Consider the following 17214-nt stretch of genomic DNA (forward strand, 5'->3'; position numbering starts at 1 on the left):
GATTATAAACAAGAATAATGAAAAAACTCTTTCTACATATAACTCTGTTTTTTTCATTGATTTGTTTTTCTCAAAACGAACAATTAGCGCAATATTACTATGATAAAGGCGATTTTGAAAAAGCTAAAATGGGGTATGAGGAATTATTGCTCAGCGTCCCTCAAAATATGCAGTATTTTTTAAGGACTGTTGATTGTTACCAACAATTACAGGAATTTGACAATGCAGAGAAAGCGATTCAAACCCGACTTAGCAAATACAATCAGGGAAACCTTTTAGTAGAATTGGGTTACAATGCTCAGCTACAAAAGAATGAGGCTAAAGCCAAAAATTACTACGATCAAGCGATAGATCGAATCAATAAAAATCCAAATGAAGTCTATGGCATAGCCAATTCATTTGAGAAAAAAGTATTATTAGATTATGCTTTAAAATCCTATAAAACTGCCTCGCAGGTAGAGCCCAAATATAATTTTAATTATCAAACTGGGTTGCTTTACGGGCAATTAGGTAACACAGAAATGATGATTTCCACTTTTCTGGATGAATCATTTGCTACTCCGCAAAATTCGATAATGATTCAAAATCAATTGTCTCGATTCATGTCTGATGATAGTGATGGTAATTTTAGTGAGATGCTCAGAAAAGGATTAATTCTTCGAGTACAAAAAAGTCAAGATTTGTTTTGGAACCGTTATCTGAGTTGGTTTTATGTTCAGCAAAAAGAGTTTTCGAAAGCCTTTATTCAAGAGAAAGCCATTTACAAACGCAATCCGGAGTCACTGTCTAATATTGTCAATTTAGCACATCTTGCTGTTGAAGAAGACGATCAGGAAATGGCAGTTGAAATTTTAGGATTTGTACTAGAGAACACAAAAGATTTAGAATTGCTTATCCAGGCACAAACCTATTTGATTAGTATAAAAATAGAAAAGGCGAAGGAAAAAGATTTTGCAAATATTAATGCAGAAATAGAAGCTTTGCTGACAGAATATGAAATCAGCCCTTTTACCCTATCTTTGCAATTAATTCAGGCACATTTTGTGGCTTTTAATTTAAAAAATCCAGAACAAGGAAGAGCAATTATCAAAAAAGCGCTTGACTTACGATTGGATGATTATAAAGTTGCGCAGGCCAAAATGGAATTAGCGGATATTTTACTTTTCGAAGAAAAATTCAATCAGGCATTGATCTATTATTCTCAGATTGAGATGGATTTAAAAAATGATGTGGTAGCACATGAAGCCAGTTTAAAAGCCGCTAAAACGAGCTATTTTAAAACTGATTTTGCGTGGGCATTGAAACAGTTCAAGGAGCTAAAATCAGCCAATACCCAACTAATAGCAAATGATGCTTTAGAATATTTCCTGTTGATAAATGACAATACTGCGGCTGATTCGACACAAACAGCCCTGAAGGAATTCGCAAAAGGAGATTATCTTTTATATCAAAATAGAAATCAGGAAGCGATAGCTCAGTTTCAATCGATCTTAAAGAAGTATAAGGGACAGGAAATTGAAGCGGTAACCTTATTGCGTTTAGGGAAGATTTATGAGAAAACAACCGAATATAATTTGGCTTTAAGCCAATATCAAGAAATTATTGATCATCATAACGACGGAATTTACATTGATGAGGCTTTGTTTTTCTCGGCAGAGATTTATAATAAAAAGCTGAAAGAGGTAGAAAAAGCCAAGCCGTTATATGAAAAGATAATTTTCAATCATGAAGACAGTATCTACTTTGTAGAAGCCAGAAAAAATTTCAGGCAATTGCGGGGAGATAGTAATTTATAAGAAAATGTTCAATCGTTTAAGCGGTTAAGCAAATCAACTATTAAAAAGGAAGAAATGATAATATACAACGTTACCACAAACATACATGAAAGTGTTCACGACCAATGGATGATATGGATGCAGCACAAGCACATTCCTGAAATTTTGGCTACAGGCAAATTTACTGCCGCCAGATTAGTTCGTGTATTAATAGAAGAAGAAATGGGCGGTGTGACTTATTCAGCACAGTACACAACAGATAGTAAGGAGACACTGGAGAAATATTATCAGGAAGATGCTCCAAGATTTCGTGAAGAAGGATCCAAGTTATTTGGAGAAAAAATGCTTGCGTTTAGAACAGAATTGGAAGTGATTTCTGAACACTAAATTTAGTGATAAGGTCAGTATTCATGTCATTTCGAAAAACGAAGTAACCTCATGTCGTTATATATTAGAAGATTTAAAACGATATGTTCTAAAGAAATAAAATAAATATTTTTGGGTCTTAGTACCTTAATAGTAACAAAAGATACTGAAATTAATTCAGCATAAAAATGGAAAAAGTAAAAGCCAAAAAACACCTCGGACAACACTTCCTGAAGGATGAAAGCATCGCTAAGGATATTGCCGACACGTTGAACTTGGAAGGGTATGATGATATATTGGAGATAGGACCAGGGATGGGTGTTTTGACTAAATATTTATTAGACAAACCTGTTACGACCTATGTAATAGAAATCGATACCGAATCCGTAACCTACTTGGACGAAAATTATCCAAAATTAAAGGATAAGATTATCTCAAAAGATTTTTTGAGATATAACATAAACGAAATTTTTGAAGGAAAGCAGTTCGCTATCATTGGGAATTTTCCCTATAATATTTCGACACAAATTGTCTTTCGAACATTAGAATACCGTGATCAGATTCCTGAATTTGCAGGAATGTTTCAAAAAGAAGTGGCACAGCGTATTTGTGAAAAGAAAGGAACTAAAGCATATGGAATTCTCTCTGTTTTAGTACAAGCTTTTTATGATGCAGAATATTTGTTTACAGTTGATGAAAATGTTTTTATTCCGCCACCAAAAGTAAAATCAGGTGTTTTACGTTTGCGAAGAAAGAAAGATTATAGTTTGCCTTGTGGGGAGAAATTATTTTTCACCGTAGTGAAAACGGCTTTTCAGCAACGTCGTAAAACCATGAGAAACAGCTTAAAAACAATGAACTTATCTGATAGCCTAAGAGAAGATCCAATCTTTGACCTTCGCCCAGAACAGTTAGACGTTGCGCAATTTATAGAACTTACCCAAAAAATAGAAGCGGATGGAATTTAAAATCAGCAAAAACTTAATACTCGAATTAGAGCAACACATTGTCAATAAAAACGATAAGGAACTGGAAGCCTTATTGAATGACATGCACCATGCTGATATTGCTGAGATTTTGGATGAGCTTGATTTTGATGAGGCAACCTATATTTTTAAAGTATTAGACAGTGATAAAACCGCTGAAATTCTTCTGGAACTAGAAGATGACCTGCGTGAAAATATATTAAGTCGCCTTTCGGCAAAAGAGATCGCGGAGGAATTAGATGAGCTGGATACGAATGATGCGGCCGATATTATCGCCGAACTTTCTCAGGATCTAAAAGCCGAAGTAATCTCTGAATTGAATGATGTTGAGCATGCAAAAGATATTGTTGATTTATTGCGTTATGACGAGAACTCTGCCGGGGGATTGATGGGGAAAGAGTTAGTGAAAGTGAATGAAAACTGGAATGTTCTGACTTGCGTTAAAGAAATGCGTATCCAGGCCGAAAACGTTTCTCGGGTACATTCTATATATGTGGTCGATGATGAAAATAGGTTGAAAGGAAGACTTTCATTAAAGGATTTATTAACCACGTCAACAAAAACAAATATTACGGATATCTATATTCGGAAATTAAACTCCGTTAACGTAGATACTGAAGATGTTGAGGTGGCCCGAATCATGCAGAAATATGATTTAGAAGCTATTCCTGTTGTTGATGAGATGGGACGTTTAGTAGGGAGGATTACTATTGATGATATTATTGACGTCATCAGGGACGAAGCAGATCAGGATTACCAGTTAGCTGCGGGTATCTCTAAGGATGTAGAAGCTGATGATAGTATTTTAGAGCATACAAAAGCACGTTTGCCTTGGTTAGTTTTAGCGCTGTTAGGAGGTTTTATCTCCGTAAAAGTACTTGGATTATTTGAGGGCGCTATGTTAAAGCATGGAGAATTATTCTTTTTTACCCCACTAATTGCGGCAATGGCAGGAAACGTAGGGGTGCAATCATCGGCAATTATTGTGCAAGGTTTGGCAAACAATACCTTGACGGGATCTTTATTTAGTCGTTTGATGAAAGAAGTTTCTCTAAGTTTGCTTAATGGTTTAATTCTCGCAGTTATATTATTCGTGGGAAGTCATTTTCTTTTGAATGTCGAAATTGTCATTGGTTTAATTGTTACTATTGCATTAGTTTCGGTAATTATAATTGCCTCGCTTATAGGAACATTCGTGCCGTTGTTGCTAGATAAATTTGGAATTGACCCTGCATTAGCAACAGGTCCGTTTATCACGACCAGTAATGACATCTGTGGGATTCTTATCTATTTCTCAATTGCAAGAATTATATTAGGCTTTTAATTATAGGGTTCTGATTTTAAAAAATAATACCTTTTTACTGATGGCTAAGTTATTGATTTAAAAAAACCAAAAAACCAAAAAATAGAAATGAAAGTACATATAATAGGAGGGGGAAACCTTGGGACTTCAATCGCAATAGGGATATCTAAATTTTCGAAAAATAATCAGGTTACCGTTACTAGAAGAAATACGGCTAGTATTGTGTATCTCGAACAGGCGGGAATAACGATTTCTTCAGACAATACACATAATATCGAAGAAGCAGACGTAATTATCCTTACTGTAAAACCATATCAAGTTGATGTCGTTTTGGCTGATATACTGCCTAAAATAACGAATAAAACAATCGCTTCGGCAGTGAGTGGCTTGTCTATCGAAGCGCTTCAAGGAAAAATAGGGGGCAACAATCAGGCGATGCGAATCATGCCTAATATTGCGGCCCAATTTGGGGAATCAGCAACGTGTATTTCATTCGATGAAAATAATAAACTACAAGCTGAGGCCGTTATTTCTTTATTTGAGGATCTTGGTACAGCACCAGTTATTGATGAGAAATTGATGGATGCCGCTACTGTTTTGGCAGCAAGTGGAACTGCTTTTGCATTGCGTTACATTAGAGCATCGATGCAAGCTGGTATCGAAATAGGGTTTGATTGGAAAACGGCATTAGCTATTTCGGCACAAACGGTGAAAGGGGCTGCCGAAATGCTTATGGAAGAACAGGTACATCCAGAACAATTAATAGATAGAGTAACAACTCCTAAAGGCTGTACCATTGCAGGACTTAACGAAATGGAAATGCATGGATTTAGCTCCTCATTGATACGTGGAATCAAAACTTCTCTGAATCAGATAAAAGGTTAATCATCTTTTTAAGACATTGTTTATTAAGGCTTTAGCCTTTTTTAATTTATAAAAATAACAGGTAGTTCGTCGGATTAAAACGCAGTTCGTCGAAAAGAAGACGGGGTGTTTTCTTTCAAATGTAATTTATCGTAAATTAGCGAAAGCCCTATAAATCTACATCGACTTTTCTGACTAATGGTATAATTGAATATTAACAATTAATATACATTATGATGAAAAATTTACTTTACAATCTTTACGAGAGAATTTCTAATTTTTTATATGGGGGGCAAAAAGCTTCTCCATTTTAAAGGGTTAGACAAGGTGTTTTAAATGAAGGTACTTATAGTAGTATTCAATAGGAATAGTATTAAGTGGGAAACCATTTCTAAATTTAAATAATTTGGAGATGGTTTTTTTATGCTTCACGAGGTCGAAATTTGAATCTATTCGGTTATTAAAACTATAAACCATGTTTTTTTATTATTTTTGATTTCTAACTTAGAAACATTTTCATGGATATTAAAATTCTTCATATTGATAGCAACAATCCCATTTTAATGAGGCAATTGCAAGAATTGGGTTTCGAAAATCACGAGGATTTTACTTCTTCGAAAGAGGAAATTGAGTCCAAAATAGAGTCTTACCAAGGGATTGTAATTCGGAGTCGATTCAAAATTGATAAAGCCTTTTTAGACAAAGCCACTAATTTAGAGTTTATAGCCCGCGTGGGTGCTGGCCTTGAAAGTATCGATTGTGATTATGCAGTGTCAAAAAACATTACGCTCATTGCTGCTCCCGAAGGGAATAGAAATGCGGTAGCAGAGCATACTTTAGGAATGATTTTGTCGCTTTTCAATAATTTAAATAAAGCAGATAGAGAAATTCGATCCGGACATTGGAACAGAGAAAGCAATAGAGGACATGAACTAGACGGTAAAACGGTAGGGATTATTGGGTATGGAAACATGGGAAAATCCTTTGCTAAAAAACTACGTGGTTTTGATGTTGAAGTATTATGCTATGATATTTTAGACAATGTTGGTGATGCCAATGCAAAACAAGTTTCTCTGGAAGAATTACAGCAGAAGGCGGACGTTTTGAGTTTGCATCTTCCATGGACACCAGAAACTAATAAAATGGTTGACTCAGCTTTTATCAAGGCTTTTGCCAAGCCTTTCTGGGTTTTTAACACGTCTAGAGGTAAGAATATTGTAACAGCAGATTTAGTGGCTGCTATGACTGCGGGAAGAGTTCTAGGTGCAGGGCTGGATGTCTTAGAGTATGAAAAATTATCTTTTGAAACTCTTTTTCAAGATAAGAACACGCCTGAAGCATTTCAATATTTATTAGGAGCAGATAATGTGATACTGTCACCTCACGTTGCTGGATGGACTTTTGAGAGCCATGAAAGGCTAGCGCAAGTGATAGTAGATAAAATTAAAGTGAAGTATTTTGGCGAAGATAAAATTGCGGTCGATGAAAAACGAGTTACCGGAATAGGTGGTTTGTTTTTTAAATCAAAAAGCGCTAAAGAATTGGTTGCTTGGTATGGCAAACACTTAGGGTTAAAGACAGACGATTACGGTTCTACTTTTTGGTGGAAAGATAGTAATGGAAACGATTGTTCTACGCAATGGTCGCCATTTGCTGAGGATACGGCTTATTTTGAGCCAAGTAAAAAACAGTTTATGCAGAATTTTAGAGTACATAATTTAGATAATCTATTGTTGCAGTTAAAGGTGGAAGGTGTCAGTATTGTGGGAGAAATGGAGAGCTTTGATTATGGTAAATTTGGTTGGATTTTGGATCCTGAAGGGAACAAAATTGAACTTTGGGAGCCGATTGATCGCGTTTTTAAATAAAGTTTAATATATTTATTCTCACTAATTTTTATAAAATAATCAACTACTATGGAAAACTCAAAACATGAAGCTTGGAATAGTCCACAACCGGTTCATGAAGATAATAAAAAAATAGCAGCCGGTTTATTAGCGATTCTCTTAGCGCCGTTTGGAATTCATAAATTCCTTTTGGGATATACAAAAGAAGGGATAATATGGTTGGTTATTAGTCTCTGTACTTGTGGTGCAGTGACCACATTATTAGGACTTATAGAAGGAATTGTGTACTTAACTAAATCAGATGAGGAGTTTTATCAAACCTATCAAGTAAATAAAAAAGCATGGTTTTAAAAATAAAAAAGTCTCGACATTGTCGAGACTTTTTTATTTTTATTTGGACGTGATTAGAGCTAACTAATCTTCTTTTTCAGCTAGTTTTCTTTCCAGTTCTGCCTGAAATTCCTCCATAACAGGTTTCATTGTACTTTCTGGAATATCAGAGATTCTAATGTACATCAAACCATCAACAGCATTGTTGAACAGTGGATCAACATTAAAAGCAACTACTTTTGCATTTTGTTTGATGTATTTTTTGATTAAGACTGGCAAACGCAAAACTCCTGGTTCCAACTCATCGATAATTTTGTCGAATTTATTTAAGTCGGCCTCAGTTTCATTAAAGATAAAATCTTTATCAGCATCTTTAAGTTTTACTTTGTACGCTTTTTTAGGATGAATATACTGTGCGATGTAAGGATCGTAATAATTTGATTTCATAAATTCAATCATCAAAGACTTAGAAAAATCAGAGAATTGATTGCTTATACTTACGCCTCCAAGAAGGAATTTATGTTCTGGAAAACGTAAAGTGGTATGAATGATTCCCTTCCAAAGAAGGAAAAGCGGCATCGGTTTTTGTTGGTATTCTTTGATGATGAATGCACGTCCCATTTCTATAGATTTATTCATCATGTCATGAAGTTCTGGTTCAAAACGGAAAAGTTCATTCAAGTAGAAACCTTCGATTCCATATTTTGGGTAAATCTCTGAGCCTAATCCCATTCTATATGCTCCTGCGATTTTCTTTGCCTCATCGTCCCACAAGAAAAGATGGTGGTAGTATTGATCAAATTTGTCTAGATCGATAGACTCGTTTGTTCCTTCTCCTACTTCTCTGAAAGTAATTTCACGCAATCGTCCGATTTCATGAAGAATATTCGGAATTGAATTTGCTTCCGCAAAAAACACCTCGTAGTTTTTACTCTGTAATAGTCTGCAATCCGTATTTCGTAAGGCATCGACTTCTGCAATTATTTTCTCTCCATTTGCAGGAGTAGCTATTTCTTTAGGACTTCTTGGAATTTTTAAATGTGGCGTGGTCAATAATTTACTTTCTTTCTCATAGGGATTGGCCAACATGTAAGTTTTCTTTCTCAAGAATTCAGAATAAAGCTCTGTTGTTTTGTATTCGTTTTGCTCTGCGACAGAAATAGGTTTTCCGATTCTGACTTTTATGACGCGATGCTTCTGACTAAAAACTTCTGACGGTAATTTTGCAGTACGAAAGGTTCCGCTAATTTTAGAAAGGAAATAAAAAAACCAACTGTTTTTAGCATGAAAATAAATAGGTACAACGGGAACTTGCGCTTTACGGATTACCTTAATAGCTCCTTCTTCCCATGGTTTGTCGACCATAAGTTTTCCGTCTTTGTAGCTAGAAACTTCGCCTGCAGGAAACATTCCAAGAGGTTTTCCATCACTCAAGTGACGTAAAGTTTCCTTGATCCCTATCACACTTGATTTAGCATCCTTATGATTTTCAAAAGGATTAACCGGCATGATGTATTTTTTAAGAGGCTCGATTCTATGTAATAAGAAGTTTGCTATTATTTTGAAATTTGGTTCTCTTTCAAGCATTAATTTCAATAACAAAACACCATCTATACCACCTAATGGATGATTAGAAATGGTTATATAGGCACCTTCTTTTGGTAGTCTTTTAAAATCTTCTTCGGGTATTTCAAATTTTATTTGTAAGTCGTCTAATATGGCATTTAAGAATTCAACATCCTTCAAATGCTTATTACCGTCATAAAATTCATTGAGCTTAGATATTTTTAGCGCTTTCATTAAAAGCCAACCGGAAAAAGTTCCGAGAACTCCATATTTTTCAGCATTTATTGCTTTTGCAACTTCTTTTGCGGTAACTAAACCCATTTACGTATTGTTTTTTGAGCGAACAACAAAGATAGACAAAAAGTCTATTATTAGGCTATTGAAGCATTGGATTTTCTTGTTTTTTCCACTGTTTCATTTGTATTTTTATTACTTTTGAAATTCAAAATTTTATATAAATGAAGATTATTTCTTATAATGTTAACGGAATTCGTTCTGCAATTTCTAAAGGATTCATTGATTGGTTACAGCAGGCAAATCCTGATGTAGTTTGTCTTCAGGAAATTAAGGCGTCTCCGGAACAACTGCCGCTATTGGATTTTGAATTAGCAGGATATCCTTATCATTATTGGTTTCCGGCTACAAAAAAAGGATATAGCGGGGTGGCTATTTTATCAAAAGTAAAACCGAATAATGTTGTGTTTGGAACAGGGATTGAGCATATGGATTTCGAAGGAAGGACTATTCGTGTGGACTTTGATGATTTATCAGTGATGAGTTTATATCTGCCTTCAGGAACAAATAGTGCAAGATTAGATCATAAATTTATGTTTATGGATGATTTTCAAAATTACATTACAGATTTAAAGGATGCCATTCCTAATCTTGTAATTTGCGGCGATTATAATATTTGTCATGAAGCGATAGATATTCATGATCCTATTCGAAATAAAAAAGTATCTGGGTTTTTACCTGAAGAAAGAGCATGGCTTGATACATTTTTGAAAAACGGATTCACTGATAGTTTCCGTTTTTTAAACAAAGAACCAGATAACTATACGTGGTGGACCGTTCGCGTTCCTACTGCAAGACCAAGTAATAAAGGTTGGCGAATTGACTATTGTTTAGTCAGTGAACCTTTGCGAGAAAGAATAAAAAGAGCACTTATTTTGCCCGAAGCAAAACATTCTGACCACTGTCCCGTTTTAGTAGAGATAGAATAGATTAATAATTATAATAAAGCATAATTTTAAAGTATAAAAAATGATAAAAAGAATTTCACTAGGACTGTTAATTGTAGCACTTTCAACTTCTTGCGTTTCCAAGAAAATCTACAATGATTTAGAAAATAAGTTCACGGATTTAAAGAAAGAAAACAGAACTTTAGCTGACGAAAACTCAGACCTTTTACAAGCAAAGAATCAACTGGAACTAGATCGTGATGCGCTAAACTCAGAGCTAAGTAAAGTGAAGTCAGAGCGTGATAAATGGCTTGCTGATTACGGTGCTTTAAGTAATAAAATGGATTTGCTTAATGAGTCCTATAAAGCATTGGAGAAAAATAGTAATGAGGCTTTACAAACCAACATGAGTAAAAATCGCGATTTGCTTGCTCAGTTAGATGCTAAAGGAAAGGCGTTAGCAATTGAACAAGAGCGTTTAAACAAAAGCTCACAGCGTTTGCAAGAAATGGAATCTTTGATTGCTGCAAAAGAAGCGACTATGAAGAAATTAAAAGAAACTTTATCTAAAGCCTTGAACAGTTTTGAAGGGAAAGGATTAACAGTAGAACAAAAAAATGGAAAGGTTTATGTCTCTATGGAGAATAAGTTGCTTTTTAATTCAGGTAGTTATTCAGTAGGTGCTGAGGGTAAAAAAGCGGTAGTAGAACTAGGAAAAGTTTTGGGTGACAATCCAGATATTTCAGTTTTGATTGAAGGTCATACTGATGATGATGGTTTTTCTAGCTCTGGACCCATTGCGAATAACTGGGATTTATCGACAAAAAGAGCGACTGCAATTGTTGCTATTTTAAGCGAAAATAAAAATATTAATAAGCAAAACTTAACTGCTGCAGGACGTGGGGAATTTTCGCCATTGGCTAGCAATGCAACAGCAGAAGGAAAAGCAAAAAACAGAAGAATTGAGATTATCTTAACGCCAAGACTAGATGAAATCGCTGAAATGTTGAATGAAATAAACTAAGTTGTGTAGTTTTGATTTAAAAAAGGTTTAGAGTGAGAACTCTGAATCTTTTTGTATTTAAATACGTCTTGAGTTTCTAAAATATCTGTTAATACCTTCGTAGAACATTATCAATAAAATCTACCTTTGTATCTTTATCTTCTTAAATTAGAATAAATGAAATATACAACCTTACCCAATACTGAAATAAAAGTCAGCAAAATATGCTTAGGTACTATGACTTTTGGTGAACAAAATACAGAAGCAGAAGGACATGAGCAAATGAACTATGCACTTGAACAAGGAGTTAACTTTTTTGATACAGCTGAGATGTATTCTGTTCCGGCACGTGAGGAAACTTATGGTAGCACGGAAAGAATTCTGGGAACTTGGTTCAAAAAAACCGGAAAGAGGGAAGAAGTAGTTCTTGCATCTAAAATTGGAGGTCCTAACCCTAATTTTAGTTATATGCGTGATAAAAATGATTTTTCACCTGCAAGTATAAAATATGCTTTAGATCATAGTTTACAACGTCTGCAAACAGATTATATTGATTTGTATCAATTGCATTGGCCAGAACGAAAAACTAATTTTTTTGGGCAGAGAGGCTTTAAAGTGCAAGAAGATGGTTGGGAAGATAATATTCACGCCGTTTTAGATACTTTGGGTGATTTTATAAAGGAAGGAAAAATTAGGCACATCGGACTTTCTAACGAAACCCCGTGGGGTATCATGCGTTTTCTGGAAGAAAGTAAGCACCATAATTTGCCAAGGATAAAAACGGTCCAAAATCCTTACTCTTTATTGAATAGGCTTTATGAAAATGGTTCAGCTGAAGTAGGTTATAGAGAAAATGTGGGTTTGTTAGCCTATTCTCCAATGGCTTTTGGAGTCCTGTCTGGAAAATTCCTAACGGGAGAAAAGCATCCTAAAGCAAGGATTAATTTATTTCCTCAATATTCAAGGTACAACAGCGAGCAATGTACTGAAGCAACTAAACTGTATCAAGAAATTGCCCGTAAAAATGGGTTAAGCTTAACGGAATTGTCATTGGCTTTTATAGCACAACAGCCTTTTGTTACCAGTACTATTATTGGAGCTACAACGATGGAACAGCTAAAAGAAAATATAGATACTATTCAAGTATCATTGTCAGATGAAATTTTGAAAGCAATTGACGAAGTTCAGGCTATATTTCCTGATCCAGCTCCTTAATAAGATGTATTGCCTCAAATAGTACAAAAGCCCGATTAGTTTCATACTAATTGGGCTTTTGTGTTTAAAGGAGTTTCTTGTTTAGAACTCAAACTCTTCATTAATTGACAGCGTGTCAAGTGGGATTGAATCTTGTTCTTTTAATCGAAGATATGATTTTGCAGCACCTGAAATACGTAGGGGATGTGATTTGTAAATCGTGTCGTCAATACTTAGTAGCCCTCTTTTAGTCATGATGTTCGTTAAAAATGATTCCTGTTTAATGGCAAAATATTTCAGCTTGCCTTGGTCATCAAACTGATACATGAATTTTTTAGGGCTAGGTATAATTCGAGCCAGAAATAAACACTCGTTGAACGTTAGTTCAGAAGGGCTTTTTTGGAAGTAGAAGCGGCTGGCTTCGCCTATCCCATATATGTTAGGTCCCCATTCGATAATATTAAAATAAACTTCGAGCATGCGTTCTTTGCTTACGATGCGGTTGTTTTCTAAAATATAAACCAATAAAATTTCTTCTAGTTTTCGAGAAACTGTTTTTTCACGGGTTAGAAAAACATTTTTTATTAATTGCATACTTATGGTACTAGCGCCACGGGAGAATTTTTTTGTTTTTATATTTTTGACAATCGACTGTTTGAATGCTTCGTTTATAAATCCGTGATGGGAGAAGAAAGAGGGGTCTTCTGTTGTTAAAACACATTTTCTTAAGTAGGGTGAAATCTGATTAATCGGCGTGTAATTTGCATTAGCGTTACCTACTAAAATTGGGCGTTGCAACACATCTTTTATAATCGCTCTGTAAATAAATTCGCCATTGAGCTTGTTTAGGTTGGCTTCTCCGTATTTAGTTATTTTTAAATTTTCTTTATTGATATTGCTATCAAAAACAAGTTGGTCTGGTTTATTTTTATTGAATTTAAAATCCAGTTTATAATCAAAAGTCCCTTCGGCTTGCATTCCTTGAAAATGGGTAAATAATCCGTTAGGTAGTGAGGAGATGAAATCTTGGGCTTTCATTTTCGGAATAACCACGTTCAGTTTGTAGATCGTGTCAGCTTCTGTATCATAGGAAATGTAGGGGCGGAATTTAACCTGATTGAATTGGACCGTGGAACTGCTATCTACTGATATGAAATCGGAACCGATTAAGAAACGATAGTCAAACCGTGCGTTTTTAATTACGACATCCTTGCTGGCTATTTTTGGGTGGTTCATTCTAAAGTTTGTAATGGAGGTGAAACCATCAATGTGCAATTCACCACCGCTTTTATCGATATTTTCAATATTTAACCGAATCGAATCAAAGCTAGATTTTAGATTGTATCGTTCATCAAAATACGGTACTTTGATTGCTCCGGTATCTTTATTAAAGATTCTAATGTCTGCTTTGTTATTTCGTGGATCGGCAAAACCGCTAATTTTCCAGTGCTGCGCAAAAGTATTGGTTTGAACATCTATTGAAGTTTCGAGCTCTTTATCAGAAAGGACTAATTTTTTAATGTCGATAGTTGCTTTTTTGCCATTATCATCGATCTTGAACTTCAGGTTTTCGATGCTCATATCTGTAGGGATAAGGTTTAAGGCTTTCGAAATAATTCTGTAAGCAAAAGCGGCATAATCTCTCTTGTTATTGGTAGTAGATTCCTCATCGTCTTTCTTGAGGAAAGCGGCAAAATTTTTCACATTCCCTTTCTGCGTGAGTTGTACCATTCCGTTTTTAATTTCCAGAGTACCTAGTTGTACATTACCCAGTAATAAATGCCAGAAATTAATACTGGTTTTCATTTTTTGAATGCTAAACAATGTATCTGCATCTTTAGGAACTAAGGTGATTTCAGTCAGGCTTATTCCTGAAAATCCGTCAAAAGAAGCTTCTTTTATAGATAACTTACTGTTGTATTTTTGTTCAATTTTTGATGAAACGCCTCCGATTGCTTGCTGCAAAATAGAATCTCTAAAAATAAAAAAACCAAAAGTAATTAGTAGTAGGAATACTATAAGTACTTTCAGAAGTAAAATTATTTTCTGTTTTCCAGTTTTCATAAATTGTAGACTATTTTAATAATCGATTGAGAAACAAATTTAAATGAATATATGTTACTCTCTTTTTTTAATTCGAATAATTATTGGGTAGGACTCAAATTTTAATTTTGGACATAAAAAAAAACTACAGTATTATTTATTGTAGTTTTTTAACAGGATGTTTTATATTTTAAATACTGCCATGTTTGTGCGGTAAGTAGTATTATTTTTGATTGTAGAATTTTTTTACTTTGGCAATAATCTGATTGGAAGTCATGCTATCCGCCGTTTCAACAGATTTAAGTTTACTTGCAATAGTCGATTTTTCATCATTAATTTTTTGTTGGAGTTTCGTTTTTGTTTCTGCAGGTCCAAAAATGTAAAGTTCATCAGATTCATTAACAGTGGATATAATGTCTTTAAAATAGTTGTTGATTTGATGTTTCTTTCTTTCGTCAAAGGATTTTTGAGAATCAATATGTTGACCGCCAAAGAAGCTCCCTTTGTCGCCTTCTTTATCATGATATACCCTATTCTCAAGATCGGATTGAATTTCACTAACTGCTTCCTTTCCGTCTTCAAGAGTTACGATGATTGCTTTTGTTGAGTCAATCCAAATACCTGTTTGCTTTTTCATCTTTTATACGTTTAATAATGTTATTAATTATAGTAGAGAATTTTAATTTTAAAAAGAAAAATGATATTAAATACCTATTCTAAAATGGCTTTTAGATTGATAAATTCTAACCCTTTTTTATCAAATGCCAACGCTTTATGGTCTTTGAAATGAAAAACAGGTTCGTTTTATAAAAATACGATATAAATTAAGAATAACTTAAAAATTAACAGGTAAATAACTAAATATCAAAACAAAGAGTATTATGCTGCTATAACAGTATTTTAGTTTTGCTTTTAGTCATGAATGTTTTGTTACCCAAATAACATGCTGGCTACGTCCTCTATTTTTGCCACAAGTTGCACTTTTATTCCGGTATTTTTTAATGTGATTTTATTGTATTTGGATACAAAAATGGTGGAAAATCCTAATTTTTCGGCTTCTTGAATGCGCTGATCTACTCTGTTTACAGGACGAATTTCTCCTGATAGTCCTACTTCTCCAGCGAAACAAAAATCCTTGTTTACTGGGATGTCTTCATTAGAGGATAAAATGGCAGCTACCACAGCTAAATCGATAGCTGGGTCATCTACAGAAATTCCTCCCGTTATGTTTAGAAATACATCTTTGGCGCCAAGCCTAAAACCAGCTCTTTTTTCCAGAACGGCCAATATCATATTGAGGCGTTTCGCATTATAACCTGTTGTGCTGCGCTGAGGTGTTCCGTAAACGGCAGTGCTGACTAAGGATTGGATTTCGATCATTAACGGACGCATACCTTCTAGGGTAGAAGCAATCGCAGTTCCTGAAAGTTCTTCGTCTTTATGCGAAATCAATATCTCAGATGGGTTTGAGACTTCACGTAGTCCGCTTCCTAACATTTCATAAATTCCTATTTCTGCCGTAGAACCAAAACGATTTTTTAAGGACCGTAAAATACGGTAGACATGATTGCGGTCTCCTTCAAACTGTAAAACAGTATCGACCATGTGTTCCAATATTTTTGGACCGGCAATATTACCGTCTTTGGTAATATGACCAATCAGAATAACGGGAATATTCGTTTCTTTGGCAAATTTGATTAGCTCAGCTGTTGTTTCCCGGATTTGGGAAATGCTTCCTGCTGTAGATTCAATATAGTCAGTATGTAGCGTTTGAATCGAATCGATTATTACAATTTCGGGTTCAATAGCTTCAATTTGTTTGAAGATGTTTTGCGTTTTCGTTTCGGTAAGGATGTAGCAATTTTCACTTGAAGTAGTGATTCTTTCGGCTCTCATTTTTATTTGTTTTTGGCTTTCTTCGCCTGAAACATATAAAGTCTTGTAGGGTAGCTTTAACGAAATTTGAAGCAATAATGTGCTTTTCCCTATTCCGGGTTCGCCGCCTAATAATATTAGGGAACCAGGAACGATTCCGCCTCCTAGTACTCGGTTTAATTCAGAGTCAGTAGTATCCATACGGATTTCCTGAGTAGAATCGATTTCATTTATTTTTAAAGGCTTGGGTGCTTTACTTGTTGCAGTTGGTTCGCTTTTCCAAGCTACTTTTTCTTGTTTTTGGATGATTTCCTCGGCTATGGTGTTCCACTCTTTGCAGGAGTTACACTGTCCTTGCCATTTGGCATATTGGGCGCCACAATTCTGACAGAAAAAAGAAGTTTTTACTTTCGACATAAGGATTAAAGGAATTAAATCTCAAAGTTAAATTAAAAAAAGAAAGACAGTGGAATTACTTCCATTGTCTTTTTATAAAAAGCGTTAAATTGTCTATGACTTTATTTTAAGTCAATGAGTTGTCTTTTTCATTTGGAAAAATAATCCAGGGCTTGAAGGTTTTTGCTTCTTCAAACTCTAGGGTAGCGTAAGAGATAATAATGATAATGTCCTCTTTTTGGACTTTTCTTGCGGCAGGTCCATTTAGAGTTATTTCACCTGAATTACGCTCTCCTTTTATGGCGTAAGTTTCAAAGCGTTCTCCATTATTGATATTTACAATGGAAACTTTTTCGCCTTCAATTATATTTGAGGCTTCTAACAGGTTTTCATCAATAGTAATGCTACCGATATAGTTTAAATCGGCTCCGGTTACTTTTACCCGATGAATTTTTGATTTTAATACTTGAATTTGCATACTACAA

Annotated in this window: 14 protein-coding genes and 1 pseudogene; 10 read left to right on the plus strand and 5 right to left on the minus strand. The window is 34.7% G+C overall.

The window, feature by feature from the left end; translation table 11 throughout:
- Positions 1 to 17 precede the first annotated feature (17 nt).
- The 7 genes and pseudogenes from QO200_RS11200 to QO200_RS11230 all read left to right on the plus strand — a co-directional run bounded on the left by QO200_RS11200 (position 18) and on the right by QO200_RS11230 (position 7492).
- Positions 18 to 1796, plus strand: a complete 1779-nt coding sequence (locus tag QO200_RS11200; protein WP_371539890.1) for a tetratricopeptide repeat protein — start codon at positions 18 to 20, stop codon at positions 1794 to 1796.
- A 54-nt stretch (positions 1797 to 1850) separates the two neighbouring features.
- Positions 1851 to 2162 (plus strand): DUF4286 family protein, encoded by a 312-nt coding sequence (locus QO200_RS11205; RefSeq protein ID WP_371539892.1) that lies wholly within the window; start codon positions 1851 to 1853, stop codon positions 2160 to 2162.
- A 167-nt stretch (positions 2163 to 2329) separates the two neighbouring features.
- Complete coding sequence (gene rsmA / locus QO200_RS11210) at positions 2330 to 3109, plus strand: 16S rRNA (adenine(1518)-N(6)/adenine(1519)-N(6))-dimethyltransferase RsmA (RefSeq protein ID WP_091085786.1); 780 nt, start codon at positions 2330 to 2332, stop codon at positions 3107 to 3109.
- Positions 3099 to 4451 (plus strand): magnesium transporter, encoded by a 1353-nt coding sequence (gene mgtE, locus QO200_RS11215; protein WP_371539895.1) that lies wholly within the window; start codon positions 3099 to 3101, stop codon positions 4449 to 4451. Before rsmA ends, mgtE begins: the two co-directional genes overlap by 11 nt.
- Before the next feature lie 87 nt (positions 4452 to 4538).
- Positions 4539 to 5315: a pyrroline-5-carboxylate reductase gene (proC, locus tag QO200_RS11220; RefSeq protein ID WP_371539897.1), complete on the plus strand. Its 777-nt coding sequence runs from the start codon at positions 4539 to 4541 to the stop codon at positions 5313 to 5315.
- Positions 5316 to 5812: 497 nt separating this feature from the next.
- A pseudogene (locus QO200_RS11225) lies at positions 5813 to 6751 on the plus strand (2-hydroxyacid dehydrogenase); the annotation flags it as partial.
- Between the two features lie 459 nt (positions 6752 to 7210).
- On the plus strand, positions 7211 to 7492 hold the full coding sequence (locus tag QO200_RS11230; RefSeq protein WP_371539899.1) for a TM2 domain-containing protein: 282 nt from the start codon (positions 7211 to 7213) through the stop codon (positions 7490 to 7492).
- Between the two features lie 63 nt (positions 7493 to 7555).
- On the opposite strand, the gene QO200_RS11235 is transcribed toward QO200_RS11230, so the two are convergent.
- Positions 7556 to 9358: a GNAT family N-acyltransferase gene (locus tag QO200_RS11235; RefSeq protein ID WP_371539903.1), complete on the minus strand. Its 1803-nt coding sequence runs from the start codon at positions 9356 to 9358 to the stop codon at positions 7556 to 7558.
- Positions 9359 to 9495: 137 nt separating this feature from the next.
- On the opposite strand from QO200_RS11235, the gene QO200_RS11240 reads away from it, so the two are divergent.
- The 3 genes from QO200_RS11240 to QO200_RS11250 all read left to right on the plus strand — a co-directional run bounded on the left by QO200_RS11240 (position 9496) and on the right by QO200_RS11250 (position 12436).
- Complete coding sequence (locus QO200_RS11240; RefSeq protein WP_371539906.1) at positions 9496 to 10260, plus strand: exodeoxyribonuclease III; 765 nt, start codon at positions 9496 to 9498, stop codon at positions 10258 to 10260.
- Between the two features lie 40 nt (positions 10261 to 10300).
- The gene (locus QO200_RS11245) at positions 10301 to 11242 is read left to right on the plus strand and encodes an OmpA family protein (protein WP_371539908.1); all 942 of its coding nucleotides are present in this window, start codon (positions 10301 to 10303) and stop codon (positions 11240 to 11242) included.
- A gap of 156 nt (positions 11243 to 11398) precedes the next feature.
- Positions 11399 to 12436, plus strand: coding sequence for an aldo/keto reductase (locus tag QO200_RS11250; protein WP_371539909.1), 1038 nt, complete (start codon positions 11399 to 11401; stop codon positions 12434 to 12436).
- 81 nt (positions 12437 to 12517) lie between these two features.
- On the opposite strand, the gene QO200_RS11255 is transcribed toward QO200_RS11250, so the two are convergent.
- From QO200_RS11255 to panD, 4 genes are all read right to left on the minus strand, one after another.
- Complete coding sequence (locus QO200_RS11255) at positions 12518 to 14479, minus strand: transglycosylase domain-containing protein (RefSeq protein ID WP_371539911.1); 1962 nt, start codon at positions 14477 to 14479, stop codon at positions 12518 to 12520.
- A 202-nt stretch (positions 14480 to 14681) separates the two neighbouring features.
- Positions 14682 to 15095: a hypothetical protein gene (locus QO200_RS11260; RefSeq protein ID WP_371539914.1), complete on the minus strand. Its 414-nt coding sequence runs from the start codon at positions 15093 to 15095 to the stop codon at positions 14682 to 14684.
- Between the two features lie 293 nt (positions 15096 to 15388).
- Positions 15389 to 16750 (minus strand): DNA repair protein RadA, encoded by a 1362-nt coding sequence (gene radA / locus QO200_RS11265; protein ID WP_371539916.1) that lies wholly within the window; start codon positions 16748 to 16750, stop codon positions 15389 to 15391.
- Between the two features lie 106 nt (positions 16751 to 16856).
- Entirely contained in the window at positions 16857 to 17207 is a 351-nt protein-coding gene (gene panD / locus QO200_RS11270) for an aspartate 1-decarboxylase (protein ID WP_371539918.1), read from the minus strand.
- Positions 17208 to 17214 lie beyond the last annotated feature (7 nt).

It is taken from the genome of Flavobacterium sp. Arc3, from assembly GCF_041431375.1.
Classification (GTDB): Bacteria; Bacteroidota; Bacteroidia; order Flavobacteriales; family Flavobacteriaceae; genus Flavobacterium.

Bases quoted from the DNA above. Each gene is read 5' to 3' on its own strand.
- proC (WP_371539897.1), top strand. From the start codon at position 4,539: ATGAAAGTACATATAATAGGAGGGGGAAACCTTGGGACTTCAATCGCA.
- QO200_RS11245 (WP_371539908.1), top strand. From the start codon at position 10,301: ATGATAAAAAGAATTTCACTAGGACTGTTAATTGTAGCACTTTCAACT.
- QO200_RS11260 (WP_371539914.1), bottom strand. From the start codon at position 15,095: ATGAAAAAGCAAACAGGTATTTGGATTGACTCAACAAAAGCAATCATC.
- QO200_RS11230 (WP_371539899.1), top strand. From the start codon at position 7,211: ATGGAAAACTCAAAACATGAAGCTTGGAATAGTCCACAACCGGTTCAT.
- mgtE (WP_371539895.1), top strand. From the start codon at position 3,099: ATGGAATTTAAAATCAGCAAAAACTTAATACTCGAATTAGAGCAACAC.
- panD (WP_371539918.1), bottom strand. From the start codon at position 17,207: ATGCAAATTCAAGTATTAAAATCAAAAATTCATCGGGTAAAAGTAACC.
- QO200_RS11205 (WP_371539892.1), top strand. From the start codon at position 1,851: ATGATAATATACAACGTTACCACAAACATACATGAAAGTGTTCACGAC.
- QO200_RS11250 (WP_371539909.1), top strand. From the start codon at position 11,399: ATGAAATATACAACCTTACCCAATACTGAAATAAAAGTCAGCAAAATA.
- QO200_RS11235 (WP_371539903.1), bottom strand. From the start codon at position 9,358: ATGGGTTTAGTTACCGCAAAAGAAGTTGCAAAAGCAATAAATGCTGAA.
- QO200_RS11200 (WP_371539890.1), top strand. From the start codon at position 18: ATGAAAAAACTCTTTCTACATATAACTCTGTTTTTTTCATTGATTTGT.
- rsmA (WP_091085786.1), top strand. From the start codon at position 2,330: ATGGAAAAAGTAAAAGCCAAAAAACACCTCGGACAACACTTCCTGAAG.
- QO200_RS11240 (WP_371539906.1), top strand. From the start codon at position 9,496: ATGAAGATTATTTCTTATAATGTTAACGGAATTCGTTCTGCAATTTCT.
- radA (WP_371539916.1), bottom strand. From the start codon at position 16,750: ATGTCGAAAGTAAAAACTTCTTTTTTCTGTCAGAATTGTGGCGCCCAA.
- QO200_RS11255 (WP_371539911.1), bottom strand. From the start codon at position 14,479: ATGAAAACTGGAAAACAGAAAATAATTTTACTTCTGAAAGTACTTATA.